General features: G+C 43.6%; 11 protein-coding genes and 1 other annotated feature. Of the genes, 7 read left to right on the top strand and 4 right to left on the bottom strand.

Annotation, left to right across the window (positions count from 1 at the left end; genetic code table 11):
- Positions 1 to 13: 13 nt before the first annotated feature.
- Complete coding sequence (locus MKY18_RS13370) at positions 14 to 646, bottom strand: GNAT family N-acetyltransferase (protein WP_044142211.1); 633 nt, start codon at positions 644 to 646, stop codon at positions 14 to 16.
- 155 nt (positions 647 to 801) lie between these two features.
- Between MKY18_RS13370 and acsA the strand changes: the two genes are divergently transcribed.
- The 5 genes from acsA (at position 802) to MKY18_RS13345 (ending at position 8,287) form a co-directional block, all read left to right on the top strand.
- Entirely contained in the window at positions 802 to 2,526 is a 1,725-nt protein-coding gene (gene acsA, locus MKY18_RS13365) for an acetate--CoA ligase (protein WP_126740815.1), read from the top strand.
- 59 nt (positions 2,527 to 2,585) lie between these two features.
- Positions 2,586 to 2,824, top strand: a binding site (T-box leader).
- Positions 2,825 to 2,877: 53 nt separating this feature from the next.
- Positions 2,878 to 4,146, top strand: a complete 1,269-nt coding sequence (tyrS, locus tag MKY18_RS13360; RefSeq protein WP_106065767.1) for a tyrosine--tRNA ligase — start codon at positions 2,878 to 2,880, stop codon at positions 4,144 to 4,146.
- Positions 4,147 to 4,379: 233 nt separating this feature from the next.
- The gene (locus MKY18_RS13355; protein WP_065098612.1) at positions 4,380 to 5,027 is read left to right on the top strand and encodes a triacylglycerol lipase; all 648 of its coding nucleotides are present in this window, start codon (positions 4,380 to 4,382) and stop codon (positions 5,025 to 5,027) included.
- Positions 5,028 to 5,440: 413 nt separating this feature from the next.
- A complete protein-coding gene (locus MKY18_RS13350) occupies positions 5,441 to 6,004 on the top strand; it encodes a cysteine hydrolase family protein (RefSeq protein WP_065098611.1) in 564 nt (187 codons plus the stop codon).
- 276 nt (positions 6,005 to 6,280) lie between these two features.
- On the top strand, positions 6,281 to 8,287 hold the full coding sequence (locus MKY18_RS13345; RefSeq protein WP_342497538.1) for a collagen-like protein: 2,007 nt from the start codon (positions 6,281 to 6,283) through the stop codon (positions 8,285 to 8,287).
- A 180-nt stretch (positions 8,288 to 8,467) separates the two neighbouring features.
- Here MKY18_RS13345 and rpsD read toward each other — a convergent pair whose 3' ends face one another.
- Together rpsD and MKY18_RS13335 are read right to left on the bottom strand one after the other, a co-directional pair.
- Positions 8,468 to 9,070 carry a 30S ribosomal protein S4 gene (gene rpsD / locus MKY18_RS13340; RefSeq protein WP_003216816.1) on the bottom strand — a complete coding sequence of 201 codons (603 nt, stop codon included), beginning with the start codon at positions 9,068 to 9,070 and terminating at the stop codon, positions 8,468 to 8,470.
- A 299-nt stretch (positions 9,071 to 9,369) separates the two neighbouring features.
- Positions 9,370 to 9,867: a GAF domain-containing protein gene (locus tag MKY18_RS13335; RefSeq protein ID WP_065098609.1), complete on the bottom strand. Its 498-nt coding sequence runs from the start codon at positions 9,865 to 9,867 to the stop codon at positions 9,370 to 9,372.
- A 126-nt stretch (positions 9,868 to 9,993) separates the two neighbouring features.
- Between MKY18_RS13335 and refZ the strand changes: the two genes are divergently transcribed.
- Positions 9,994 to 10,659 carry a forespore capture DNA-binding protein RefZ gene (refZ, locus tag MKY18_RS13330; RefSeq protein WP_044139330.1) on the top strand — a complete coding sequence of 222 codons (666 nt, stop codon included), beginning with the start codon at positions 9,994 to 9,996 and terminating at the stop codon, positions 10,657 to 10,659.
- Here the strand turns inward: refZ and hisJ are convergent.
- The gene (hisJ, locus tag MKY18_RS13325; protein WP_065098608.1) at positions 10,629 to 11,444 is read right to left on the bottom strand and encodes a histidinol-phosphatase HisJ; all 816 of its coding nucleotides are present in this window, start codon (positions 11,442 to 11,444) and stop codon (positions 10,629 to 10,631) included. The genes refZ and hisJ overlap by 31 nt on opposite strands.
- Positions 11,445 to 11,784: 340 nt before the next feature.
- Here hisJ and ezrA point away from each other — a divergent pair, with 340 nt between their 5' ends.
- The gene (gene ezrA / locus MKY18_RS13320) at positions 11,785 to 13,488 is read left to right on the top strand and encodes a septation ring formation regulator EzrA (protein ID WP_044139328.1); all 1,704 of its coding nucleotides are present in this window, start codon (positions 11,785 to 11,787) and stop codon (positions 13,486 to 13,488) included.
- The last annotated feature ends 15 nt before the right edge of the window (positions 13,489 to 13,503 follow it).

Raw genomic sequence — 13,503 nt, 5'->3', positions numbered from 1 at the left:
AACGAATTGAACGTTAATACATAAAGCGTTGATGGAAGCGAAGACGATCGAAACGCTCAATCGAATCAGGATTCACATTTTTCCCGATTCTGGCCATTAAACAATTGGCTGGATGTGAGCTGATCTCTGGCTCGTCTGTTGCAAACCAAACAAGACCGCCTGCGTTCATCATTTTCTCCATCATCTTGCGGTACTCCCACACATTTTTCTTTGTCCCCTTTAAATCCCAATGCCAGTAATATTCAGTTGTAATGATGATATAATTTTCCATTTGCTCATCCATCATGCTCACATCAAGTAAATGCTTACCAAGTGAGCAGCCTCTAAATGGAGGAGCGACCTCAATCGCGCCAAGCTCGATTAAATTGTCCATGTTGCCCTCTGACCAGCGCTCAAGCGGATCAGGATATAAATACGTGACATAGCCGACAACAAGCTCATCCACTCGTGCAATGATAATACGTCCTTCTGGAAGGTCTGCTATTTCAACAAGTGCTTGTTTCTGTTCCTCTGGCGTGCGAAATGCCGTTAGGCCTTCATGAAACGTATAGTTCGCAAGCTCTGATGCAGGTACCGGACCTTCAATAAGGATGGTACCTGTTTCTCGCTCAATGGTTTTTGAATAATAAGTTTTAGGATGCTCCACGTATCCACCGCCTCAAATTCTAGTGAGTCGTCTCTATTTTATCTTAAAACCTGCAAGAATTAAAACGGTTTCACTATAAGTTTTTTAAAAATTGAGAAAAAAAGTCATCTATACTATAATGGTCATTGTAAACGTATGCAAAGGGGGACTGTTTGATGAAAGTGGAAACGCTACCATCAGTAAAAGGAAACTATCATTTAAATGATTATGAGCAGGCATACAAAGAATTTTCATGGGAGGAAGCAAGAAAAAACTTCTCATGGTATGACACAGGAAACATAAATGCAGCCTATGAAGCGATTGACAGACATGCGGACTCGTTTCGTAAGAACAAGGTGGCGCTTCACTACAAAGATTCACAGCGGGATGAAAAGTATACGTTCAGGGATATGAAAATCAACACAAATAAAGCGGGAAATCTATTCAGAGAAAAGGCGTATGTGCAAAAAGGGGATCGCGTATTTATCTTTATGCCAAGATCACCTGAGCTCTATTTTCTTCTGCTTGGCGCAGTTAAAATTGGTGCGATCGTTGGCCCGTTATTTGAGGCATTTATGGAAGGTGCGGTCAAAGACCGTTTAGAAAATAGCGAGGCGAAGGTCATTGTGACAACGCCCGATCTGCTTGAACGAATTCCGTTTGCAGAGCTTCCGAAACTTGAATCCGTCATCATTGTCGGCGGTGAAAAGGAAGATGTCGATGGCGTTCGGACAATCCATTATGAAGAGGCTTTTGCGCAGGCGGCGAAGGACCTTGAAATCGAATGGATGGATGAAAAAGACGGCTTTCTGCTTCATTACACGTCAGGGTCGACAGGTACGCCAAAAGGTGTGCTGCATGTCCATGGTGCAATGGTGCAGCAAGACCAGACTGGTAAATGGGTGCTTGATCTGAAAGAAGACGATGTCTACTGGTGTACAGCTGATCCAGGCTGGGTAACAGGCACAGTGTACGGCATTTTTTCACCGTGGTTAAATGGGGCGACGAATGTCATTTTAGGCGGCAGATTTAACCCTGATACGTGGTATGAAACGATTGAATCACTAGGTGTGACCGTTTGGTACAGTGCACCGACCGCCTTTAGAATGCTAATGGGGGCAGGAGATGACCTCATTCAAAAATATGATCTCAGCTCGCTCCGTCATGTGTTAAGTGTAGGTGAGCCTCTTAATCCAGAAGTCATCCGCTGGGGAGATGCTGTATTTGGCAAACGAATTCATGACACTTGGTGGATGACTGAAACCGGTGCTCAGCTGATTTGTAATTATCCATGCATGGACATTAAACCAGGCTCAATGGGAAAACCGGTTCCAGGCGTAGAAGCTGCGATTGTGGATAATGCCGGAAATGAACTTCCGCCATATCGGATGGGCAACCTCGCCATCAAAAAAGGCTGGCCGTCTATGATGCATACGATCTGGAACAATCCTGAAAAATATGAATCTTACTTTATGCCGGGAGATTGGTATGTTTCAGGAGATTCAGCTTATATGGACGAAGACGGATACTTTTGGTTCCAGGGACGTGTCGATGATGTGATCATGACATCAGGAGAGCGGGTCGGTCCTTTTGAGGTGGAAAGCAAACTGGTCGAACATCCAGCCATTGCAGAGGCTGGTGTCATTGGAAAACCAGATCCGGTCCGCGGTGAAATTATTAAAGCATTCATTGCGCTTAGAAGTGGTTATGAGCCGACAGATGAGCTGAAAGAAGAGATTCGTACGTTTGTGAAAAAAGGACTCGCTGCACATGCGGCACCGAGAGAAATCGAGTTTAAGGACAAACTGCCTAAGACGCGAAGCGGAAAAATTATGAGACGTGTGCTAAAGGCGTGGGAACTGAATTTACCGGCTGGCGACCTATCGACAATGGAAGATTAATTTTTTTCATCAGTTGACTTGATATCAAAAGTATGTTTAAAATGACATTAGTTGAATATGTAAAGGTTTTGACTGAGATTCAGTAGAATCATCTTTCCCTGTCCAAGAGAGCTGACGGCTGGTGCGAGTCAGTACAAAGAGATATTCGAATTACCCTCACGAACCGCTTTTACGAAAAGGAGCATACGTGCTGCCCTGATTAGTGAAAGAACGGATCTGTCCGTTATCAGTGTAAGTGAAAAGATGTGATTTGTTATCTTTTAAGCAGGGTGGTACCGCGATATATATCGTCCCTTCGTTCATTCGAAGGGGCGTTTTTTATGTTGAATTGTAAAAAAAGGAGAATGAAATATGAGTCAATTGATGGAAGAGTTATCGTTCAGAGGATTAATTCAGCAGCAAACAGATGAAGAAGGTTTAACAAAATTATTATCGGAAGAAAAAATCAAGCTTTACTCCGGTTTTGACCCAACAGCGGACAGCTTACACATTGGTCACCTATTGCCAATTTTAACATTACGCAGATTCCAGGAAGCAGGCCATCACCCGATTGCCCTCGTTGGCGGCGCAACGGGACTAATCGGCGACCCTAGCTTCAAAAAAGCAGAACGTTCACTAAACCCAGCAGAAATCGTCGAACAGTGGTCAGATAAAATCAAAGGACAGCTCTCACAATTTCTTGATTTTGAAGCAGGCGAGAACCCAGCCGTTATCGTGAATAACTACGACTGGATCAGCCAAATGAATGTCATCACGTTCCTTCGTGATATTGGAAAAAACTTCGGTGTGAACTTCATGCTGGCAAAAGATATCGTCAGCTCACGGATTGAGACAGGGATTTCGTACACAGAGTTCAGCTACGTCATCCTGCAATCTTTAGACTTCTTAAACCTTTACAGAAATGAAAACTGTAAGCTGCAAATTGGCGGTAGCGACCAGTGGGGAAATATCACATCTGGACTTGAGCTGATCCGTAAGTCTGAAGCAGAAGGGGCAAAAGCATTCGGTTTAACGATGCCGCTTGTCACGAAAGCAGATGGCACGAAGTTTGGTAAAACAGAAGGCGGCGCCATCTGGTTAGATAAAGAAAAAACATCTCCATATGAATTCTACCAATTCTGGATCAACACAGATGACCGTGACGTCGTGAAATACTTAAAATACTTTACGTTCTTATCGAAAGAAGAGATCGCATCGTACGAAGAAAAAGTGCAAACAGCACCTGAAAAACGTGAAGCACAGCGCCGTCTAGCAGAGGAAGTCACGACACTTGTACATGGCCGTGAATCACTAGAACAGGCAGTCAACATCTCAAATGCGCTATTCAAAGGCGAGATTAAATCTCTTTCAGCCGAAGAAGTCAAAGTAGGCTTTAAAGATGTTCCATCAATGGAGAAAAGTAGCACAGAAGAGTTAACACTTGTCGATGTCCTTGTGGAATCAAAGCTGTCACCATCAAAACGTCAAGCACGTGAAGACATCACAAATGGGGCAGTTTCCATTAACGGAGAGAGACAAACCGATAAAGACTATGTCCTTTCAGCTGAAGATAGAATTGAAAACCAATTTACTGTTTTAAGAAGAGGGAAAAAGAAATACTTCCTTGTGAATTACAAATAAGAACGATGTGCAGCCGGCTGCGATAACCGGCTTCTTTTTTTATTCAGAGTTAAGAGTCTATTAGACTGCTAATAGAGACTTAGTCTAGTCTTTTGGCATTGGCGTTTTAGAAAGTCAAAGGTGCTTTTTCAGTAATTATTTTCTATAAAATAAAGCAACAAACAGTGCCTTGTTCACTTTTCTGACATATTTTTCTTGTATAAAATAGAGTCGAATAAGATGAATTAGGGGGAATGAAAGTGATTTGTTTTAAGAAAAAGAGTTTGCAAATTCTTGTTGCCCTTGCCTTAGTGATAGGTTCAATGGCCTTCATCCAGCCGAAAGAAATCAAAGCGGCTGAGCACAATCCGGTTGTGATGGTGCATGGTATGGGAGGAGCGTCTTACAACTTCGCTTCGATTAAAAGTTACTTGGTCACACAAGGCTGGGATCGAAATCAATTATTTGCTATCGATTTCATAGACAAAACAGGGAATAACCGCAACAATGGCCCGCGTCTATCTAGATTCGTCAAAGATGTGCTAGGCAAAACAGGTGCCAAAAAAGTAGATATTGTGGCACATAGTATGGGCGGAGCGAACACGCTATACTATATTAAGAATCTAGACGGCGGTGATAAAATTGAAAACGTCGTCACACTTGGTGGAGCGAATGGACTCGTTTCACTCAGAGCATTACCAGGCACCGATCCAAATCAAAAAATTCTTTATACATCTGTCTATAGCTCAGCCGATATGATTGTTGTCAACAGCCTCTCGCGTTTAATTGGCGCAAGAAATGTCCTCATTCACGGCGTTGGTCACATCAGTCTATTAGCTTCAAGCCAAGTCAAAGGGTATATCAAAGAAGGACTGAACGGCGGGGGCCAGAATACGAATTAAAGGAAAAATGAAAAAAGACAGCGAAATGTGCTGTCTTTTTTGATGTTATTAGAGAGATTGTGACGAATAGATCATGAGAGAGGCTTTGATGGAGGAACGTGAAAGCAAAAGCATGCAGACGATGACGCAAAAGCTAAAGCTATATTTTTTAGGATACTTTCTTTATTTTTCATGCTCATTTTTCATCATCTATTTCATCTGGATGAATATCGTCAAATCAGTTCAAATGGGAGAGGTGATGTCTAACTGTACCTCGACCATCGCGGTATCTATTACATTCTTGCTAGTGTATGGTTTGTCTTGTTGATTCAAAAACAAGCAAAACATCATGAAGAGAAATAAAAGCATATACAAATGGATCACCATTCCTTACACTACATGTATTGGATAAGAATTTTCGGAGGTGGGCATTTGTGCAGAAGAATCAAAAAGCTTTAATCATTGTGGATGTACAGAAGGCATTCGAGCATGAAAAATGGGGAGAACGAAATAACCTTGATGCAGAGAAGAATATCAGTCGTCTATTGACGTTTTGGAGAGAGAAAGGCTGGAAAGTGATTCATATTCAGCATACAGCTGACAATCCGGATTCTTTATTTCATCCGGCAAATGAAGGGCATTGCTTCAAAGGTATCGCCAAACCGCTAGATGATGAAATGGTGATACAAAAGAAAGTCAACAGCAGCTTTATAGGCACAAACTTAGAGGAACAACTAAGATCAAACGAGATCGACACTGTTGTAATCGCAGGATTAACAACACCGCACTGCGTATCTACAACAACAAGAATGAGCGGCAATCTAGGCTTTGATACATTTCTCATTTCTGATGCATCTGCTGCCTTTGGACTAACAGATCAAAACGGTACATATTATGATCCCGAAATGATTCATCGGCTATCACTTGCTACATTGCATGATGAATTTGCTACTGTCTTGACAACAGAGCAAATGATTAGTGATTTGATGGAAAAATAAAAAATCACACTTGAGAGAAACATGGAACAAAAGATCCTTTAGAATTCTAGGGGATTTTTTTTATGATAGATTTTATGGATTTGAACAGTTTCTAGTCATCATGAAAAAAATAGACAAATTTAGCGCAAAATTCAATCAAATTTTCATAAAAGGCTTTTGTCAGAGTCTAGCAAATGATGTTTATTCTACGCTTATCTTTATTCTTTGGATATTTAACTTATCTGCACGTATTTATAGATGTAACATATCTATAATGATAAAGGAGATGAATAACTAATGGGTTGTGATAAGTATAAAAAATGCCCTAAATGTAAACAGAAACTATCAAAATCAAATTGTTGCATCATTTGTGAAACAAAAGTAATTGTAGGACGAAGAGGATTACGGGGATTACGAGGGGTTCGAGGAGCCACAGGAGCGACCGGTCCAACAGGCACGGGCACAGGAGCAACGGGAGCAACGGGTGCCGCAGGAGCTACAGGAGCCACAGGTGCAACAGGTGCAACGGGTGCCGCAGGAGCCACCGGTCCAACAGGTGCAACAGGAGATACGGGGGCTACAGGAGCAACCGGTCCAACGGGTGCAACAGGAGCAACGGGCGCCGCAGGAGTTACAGGTGCAACAGGTGCAACAGGAGATACGGGGGCTACAGGAGCCACCGGTCCAACAGGTGCAACAGGAGATACGGGGGCTACAGGAGCCACCGGTCCAACAGGAGATACGGGAGCAACAGGAGCAACAGGTGCAACAGGAGCAACCGGTCCAACAGGAGCAACCGGTCCAACAGGAGCAACGGGTGCCGCAGGAGCCACAGGCGCAACCGGTCCAACAGGTGTAACAGGAGATACGGGAGCTACAGGAGCAACCGGTCCAACGGGTGCAACAGGAGATACGGGTGCCGCAGGAGCCACAGGTCCAACAGGAGATACGGGAGTCACAGGAGCGACCGGTCCAACGGGTGCAACAGGAGATACGGGAGCCACAGGAGCGACCGGTCCAACAGGAGCGACCGGTGCCGCAGGAGCAACCGGTGCAACGGGTGCAACAGGAGATACGGGAGCTACAGGAGCGACCGGTGCAACGGGTGTAACAGGAGATACGGGAGTCACAGGAGCGACCGGTGCAACGGGTGCAACAGGAGATACGGGAGCAACAGGAGCCACCGGTCCAACAGGAGATACGGGTGCCGCGGGAGCTACAGGAGCGACCGGTCCAACAGGAGATACGGGAGCCACAGGAGCAACCGGTGCAACGGGTGCAACAGGAGATACGGGAGCCACAGGAGCAACCGGTCCAACAGGAGATACGGGTGCCGCGGGAGCTACAGGAGCGACCGGTCCAACAGGTGCAACAGGAGATACGGGAGCCACAGGAGCAACCGGTCCAACGGGTGCAACAGGAGATACGGGAGCCACAGGAGCAACCGGTCCAACGGGTGCAACAGGAGATACGGGAGCAACAGGAGCGACCGGTGCCGCAGGAGCAACCGGTCCAACGGGTGCAACAGGAGATACGGGAGCAACAGGAGCGACCGGTCCAACAGGAGCGACCGGTGCCGCAGGAGCAACCGGTGCAACGGGTGCAACAGGAGATACGGGAGCAACAGGAGCGACCGGTCCAACGGGTGCAACAGGAGATACGGGAGCCACAGGAGCAACCGGTCCAACGGGTGCCGCAGGAGCTACAGGAGCGACCGGTCCAACGGGTGCAACAGGAGATACGGGAGCAACAGGAGCGACCGGTGCAACAGGAGCAACGGGTGCCGCAGGCGCAACCGGTCTAACAGGAGCCACAGGAGATACGGGAGCCACAGGTGCAACAGGAGTAACCGGTGCCGCAGGAGCTACAGGAGCGACCGGTGCAACAGGAGCAGGGCTAGCTGAATTTGCATATGTATACAATCTAAGTGCTGAAACAGTAGCTTTAGAGGCCCCGGTGATTTTTGACTCAACTGGAATTATTACTTCTGGTATTACACATGCCCCTGGAACTTCTCAAATTATAGTCACCAATCCAGGAAACTACGAGGTTACTTTTTCAGTTTCTGGCGTAGAGCCAAATCAATTTACCCTATTTGTAAATGGAGGTCCTGTGACGAACACAGTTTATGGGTCAGGAGCTGGTACTCAACAGAATAACGGTCAGGCAATCCTCGCTCTAGCAGCGGGTGACACGCTTACTCTTGTAAACCATACTTCCGCAGCAGCAGTTACTCTTCAAACCCTAGCAGGAGGGACTCAAACAAACGTGAATGCTTCTATTATTATTAAAAAATTAGACTAACTTCAATGTGTAGAAATGCTTTTAGAAGTTTTGTCTGGTGCTCGTCTTGTGTATAGTCTGTTTTCTATATATGTTTTAAATTCATTTGTTCATAGGAGAATGCAAACAAAAAACCCTAGACCACCTTGAACAATCAAGGGATCTAGGGTTTGTTTGACCTCTCTTTGGAGAGTCATGAAATTAACGAGAGTAGAACTCAACGATTAGTTGTTCGCTGATTTCAGGCGCTAATTCAGAACGCTCTGGAAGACGAGTGAAAGTTCCTTCAAGCTTTTCAGCATCGAAAGTAAGGTATTCAGGAACGAAGCTGTTAACTTCAACTGATTCTTTCACAACTGCAAGGTTTTGAGATTTCTCACGAAGAGCAATCGTTTGACCTGGTTTCACAGAGAAAGATGGGATGTCTACACGGCTTCCATCAACAAGGATGTGACCATGGTTGACTAGCTGACGAGCTTGGCGGCGAGTACGAGCAAGGCCAAGACGGTATACTAGGTTGTCAAGGCGAGTTTCAAGAAGGATCATGAAGTTTTCACCTTGTTTACCAGGAAGTTTATCAGCTTTGTCAAATAGTGTACGGAATTGACGTTCGTTGACACCGTACATGTGACGAAGCTTTTGCTTCTCTTGTAATTGTAAACCGTATTCAGATAGTTTTTTGCGTTGTCCTGGACCGTGTGGGCCTGGAGCGTAAGGGCGTTTTTCAAGTTCCTTACCTGTTCCGCTTAATGAAATGCCTAAACGGCGGGAAATCTTCCAACTTGGACCTGTATAGCGAGCCATAATGTGACTCCTCCTTATTTGTTTTTATTTGTGAAAAATAAAAACCGTCTGTTCTTTGTCTTTTCCGTCATTATGTTTTCATGCATCCTCGCTCCAGCAGCAGGGAGTTACAAGATGCACCTTCATATAGAAGGAACAAAATGATACAAAAAAGCCGAACAAAAAGGCTGCCATATTTCACACAAATTCTATTATATGACGCTGGATAGGAGAAGTCAACCTATTTAAAGGGCAATGGCGATGCTTTGCGTCTGCGAAGAAAACAAAAAAGCAGACAATATGCCTGCTTTTTTGTAAGATTACGCATTTGTAGAGGCGGATAATGCCTTTTGGAGTACCTCGGTAAATTGAATTAAGTAGGTTTCATCTAATTCACTGAAACGGTCTTTCACGGGACTGTCAATGTCGAGCACCCCAATGATCTCTCCATTTACCTTGAGCGGAACGACAATTTCAGATTGTGATGCTGCATCACATGCAATATGTCCAGGGAATGCGTGCACATCAGCGATACGCTGGACTTCACCTGTTGCAAATGCAGTACCGCAAACGCCTTTTCCAGATGGGATACGCACACATGCAGGCAGTCCGTTAAACGGTCCGAGCACAAGCTCGCCGCCTTTAGCCAAATAAAATCCTGCCCAATTGACCTCTGGGAGTGAATGATACAATAGCGCCGCCGCATTTGCTAGGTTGGCAATTAGATCAGGCTCGCCATCTGTAATGGCTTCGACCTGTTTAACGAGCAATTGATAGTCTTTTGATGGATCGCCAGACTGTTTTTCGACATGAAACATGAAAATCTCCTACTTTCTATCTCAAAAATACATAACTTGCGTTTCGCATGTGGGATTTGTCGAGCAAATATAAAAGGAACTTCCGCCTTCATCTTGAAGTATGTACACATGAAGAGGGGTGAGCGGATGAAAGCATCAACAACCGTGCAAACAAAAGACCGTATTATTGAAGCTGCCATCAGACTTTTTAACCAAAAAGGATTTTCTGGAACCTCTGTCCGTGAGATTGCGAAGGAAGCAAACGTCAACGTTGCCCACATTTCTTATTACTTTCAAGGAAAAGGAGGGCTGCTTGAGCAGCTCGTATCCGATTTTTATGAAGGCTATATTCACATGATTGAATCACATATCCATCACATGGAAACTCGTCATGCAAAAGAATGCTTACTACATGTGGTTTTTGATATTTTATCTTATCAGCACAAGCACCGTCAATTAACCCGTTTCGTTTATCGAGAGGTGACGATTGATTCGACGCTCATTAGAGAAATTATGTCGACCTATTTAACGAAAGAAAAATATTTGTTTCAGCTCATCATTGAAAAAGGAAAAAGCACCCATGTGATTTGTGAGCAGCTTTCCATCTCATCTTTTATGATTCAGCTGAAATCACTACTCATGATGCCCTATTTACAGCCGCAATATTTAACGGAGGTGCTTTATTTAAATCCAAATGAGCCTTATTTCTATCAAATGTATTTTAAGGAACTGAGCCGCTCGCTTCATCATTTACTAGAACCAAAAAAGCCGGCATTAGATTCTCATTTAAAACTCATGATGTCTTCGAATTGATCATAAGCATATCCGAGATCTTCCGCTTGATGGGCATCAGACCCAAAAATGAGCGGAATTTTTTTCTGTTTTGCAAGATCAATCATCCATTGATCTAAATAGATACTTCTGGCATATGTTTTACGAAGACCTGATGTATTAAAATCTAAGGACATGCCTTTTTTTCCCGTTTCTTCAAGACAAAGGGTGACCTTTTGACAAAGTGCAGGTGTCATCTCAAATGGGAAAAGCTGTTTAAATTTCTGCACAAGGGTGATATGACCGATTCTATTTGGCTTATAGCGACCTAAAGATGATAGAATAGAAGAGTAAATTTGGTCATAGTAGCTTTGATAGACCTGTTCGATGCTGCCGTAGAGGCTTATTAGCTGCTGGAAGGCATGCTCGTCAAAATCAAGGCAAATATAATCATCGCAAGCAGGAAGAAAGTGAACAGATAAAATGCTATCGTCTAGTTCTGGACCATAGCAGTCTAAAAAGGCACTTGTTTCCTCTTCATACTCTTTGATATAGTCAACCTCAAGCCCAGTTTTTACTATTAATTGGCCTTTATATTCCTGTTTCAACTGATCCAATTTCGTTATATACGATTCAAGTTCTTGGAGCTTCATGGCACTATCCTGCTCTGGTGTTGGATCATGGAACGATGGAGGCAGAGGGGCATGCTCGGTAAAGGTTATGGAATCAAATCCCTTTTTGATGGCTTTTTCAATATAAGAATGAAAAGAATCAAGCGAGCCGTGCGGGCAAAACGGTGTATGTAGATGTGCATCTTGCTTCAGCATGTCGTCACCTCTTGTCGATATTTTGAAAAACGTCATGTTTATCAGCGAAAATAATGAAAAATCATGACCAAAAATGCTGGTTACATGGTATCATAATAACAATGAAAACGACAGCTTCCGCATACATAAAAGCAGGTCACATGGAGACGTGTGATCAAATGATAGAAAGCACTCAAATACTTTCTTGAAAAACATACATACAACCGTGAATGGATGGTATTGGAAAACATACGATCCTGTTTATAAAAAAACAAATGCAAAGCGGACACGAAAGGGTTCTCAGGTCTACTCGGGACACTTTTACCCTGACATCACTTAGATCACAACAAGGGGGCTCATTATGGAGTTTATCATCGGTTTAATTGTCATTTTGCTTGCTTTGTTTTCAGTCGGTTATTTCCTCAGAAAAAATATATATAAAGAGATTGACCGATTGGAAGCATGGAAAATTGAAATTTTGAACAGATCAATTGTAGAAGAAATTTCAAAAATCAAACACTTAAAAATGACCGGAGAAACAGAGCAATTTTTTGAAAGATGGCGTGCAGAGTGGGACGATATCGTCACAGCCCATCTTCCAAAGGTAGAGGAGCTATTATATGACGCAGAAGAGTATTCTGATAAATATCGATTCTCCAAAGCCAAGCAGGTTCTAACGCATATTGAGGACTTGCTGAGTGCTGCTGATTCGAACATTGAAGACATTTTAAAAGAAATTGCAGACCTTGTCACAAGCGAGGAGCAAAATCGCAAGGACATTGAAAAGGTCAAAGAGCAATATCAAACGGTTCGAAAAAATCTACTTGCGTACAGCCATTTATATGGCACCCTTTATGACAAAATGGAGCAGGACTTAGATGAGGCCTGGGAAGGGATCAAGCAGTACGAGGAAGAAACAGAAAACGGAAACTACATGAAAGCAAGAAAGATTTTGCTTGAGCAAGACCGCAGACTCGACCAGCTACAACTATATATCAATGATGTACCAAAGCTTATTGCAGACTGCAAACAAACCGTACCAGGTCAGCTGACGAAGCTGAAAGACGGATATCAAGAAATGTCAGAAAAAGGATACAAACTGGAGCACATTCAGATCACGAAAGAGCTGGAGACTTTAAACAAACAGCTTGCGAGGGCGGAAAAATTGCTCATTGATGAACTCAATTTAGAAGAGGCATCAAGCATTCTGCAAATGATTGATGATGCGATTGAGACGCTGTATGATCAGCTGGAGGCGGAAGTAGAGGCAGGTCAGGAAATCAAAAGCAGAATGCCTGAGCTCACAGAAGCATTCGAAAAGCTCGAGCAAGATCACACACAAACAAAGGCAGAAACGGCTCTTGTGAAAGAAAGCTACAAGCTGACAGCAGGAGAACTCGATCAACAGAAAGCATTTGAAAAACGTTTAGAAGAAATTGAAAAGCTGATGAAACAAATCCGTGAGAAGCTTGATCGTGATCACGTGGCATATTCATTATTAATGGATGAAATCAATCAGCTGGAGACCTTTATCGAAGATGCAAAAGCATTGCATGACACATTTAAAGGTCATCTCCAATCGTTAAGAAAAGAAGAATTACAAGCGAGAGAAACACTGGCTGAGCTCAAAACCATGCTGACAGATACAGTACGCCAGCTGCATAAAAGCAATATTCCAGGTGTACCTGCTGAGATGAAAGAGCGGGCTGAAAAAGCGCAGGAGATGATTCATCAAGTGCATGAGCAGCTGGAAAACCTGCCGCTCAACATGCCGGCAGTAAATCAGCAATTAAAAGATGCCTCTGACACAGTCAGAAATGTTGTGGATGAGACAGAAGAAATGCTTGGTAAAGTGGATCAAATTGAACGAATCATTCAATACGGCAATCGTTTTAGAAGTCAAAACCATATTCTTTCAGAACAATTAAAAGAGGCTGAACGAAGATTTTACGCCTATGATTACAACGGATCATTTGATATAGCAGCAGCGGCTGTTGAAAAAGCATCACCCGGAGCTGTTCAAAAGCTGTTAGCTCAGCAAGAAAAAGAGTATCAGCATCAATAAAAAAGCTGAAGTCCT

Source organism: Bacillus sp. FSL R7-0672 (assembly GCF_038601465.1).
Taxonomy (GTDB): domain Bacteria; phylum Bacillota; class Bacilli; order Bacillales; family Bacillaceae; genus Bacillus; species Bacillus pumilus.
The sequence above is the reverse complement of the archived record's forward strand: the minus strand, read 5'-3'. Positions and strand labels throughout refer to the sequence as shown.

Coding starts and splice junctions, on each gene's coding strand:
- ezrA (WP_044139328.1), top strand. CDS start 11,785: ATGGAGTTTATCATCGGTTTAATTGTCATTTTGCTTGCTTTGTTTTCA.
- MKY18_RS13355 (WP_065098612.1), top strand. CDS start 4,380: ATGAAAGTGATTTGTTTTAAGAAAAAGAGTTTGCAAATTCTTGTTGCC.
- tyrS (WP_106065767.1), top strand. CDS start 2,878: ATGAGTCAATTGATGGAAGAGTTATCGTTCAGAGGATTAATTCAGCAG.
- rpsD (WP_003216816.1), bottom strand. CDS start 9,070: ATGGCTCGCTATACAGGTCCAAGTTGGAAGATTTCCCGCCGTTTAGGC.
- MKY18_RS13345 (WP_342497538.1), top strand. CDS start 6,281: ATGGGTTGTGATAAGTATAAAAAATGCCCTAAATGTAAACAGAAACTA.
- refZ (WP_044139330.1), top strand. CDS start 9,994: ATGAAAGCATCAACAACCGTGCAAACAAAAGACCGTATTATTGAAGCT.
- acsA (WP_126740815.1), top strand. CDS start 802: ATGAAAGTGGAAACGCTACCATCAGTAAAAGGAAACTATCATTTAAAT.
- MKY18_RS13335 (WP_065098609.1), bottom strand. CDS start 9,867: ATGTTTCATGTCGAAAAACAGTCTGGCGATCCATCAAAAGACTATCAA.
- hisJ (WP_065098608.1), bottom strand. CDS start 11,444: ATGCTGAAGCAAGATGCACATCTACATACACCGTTTTGCCCGCACGGC.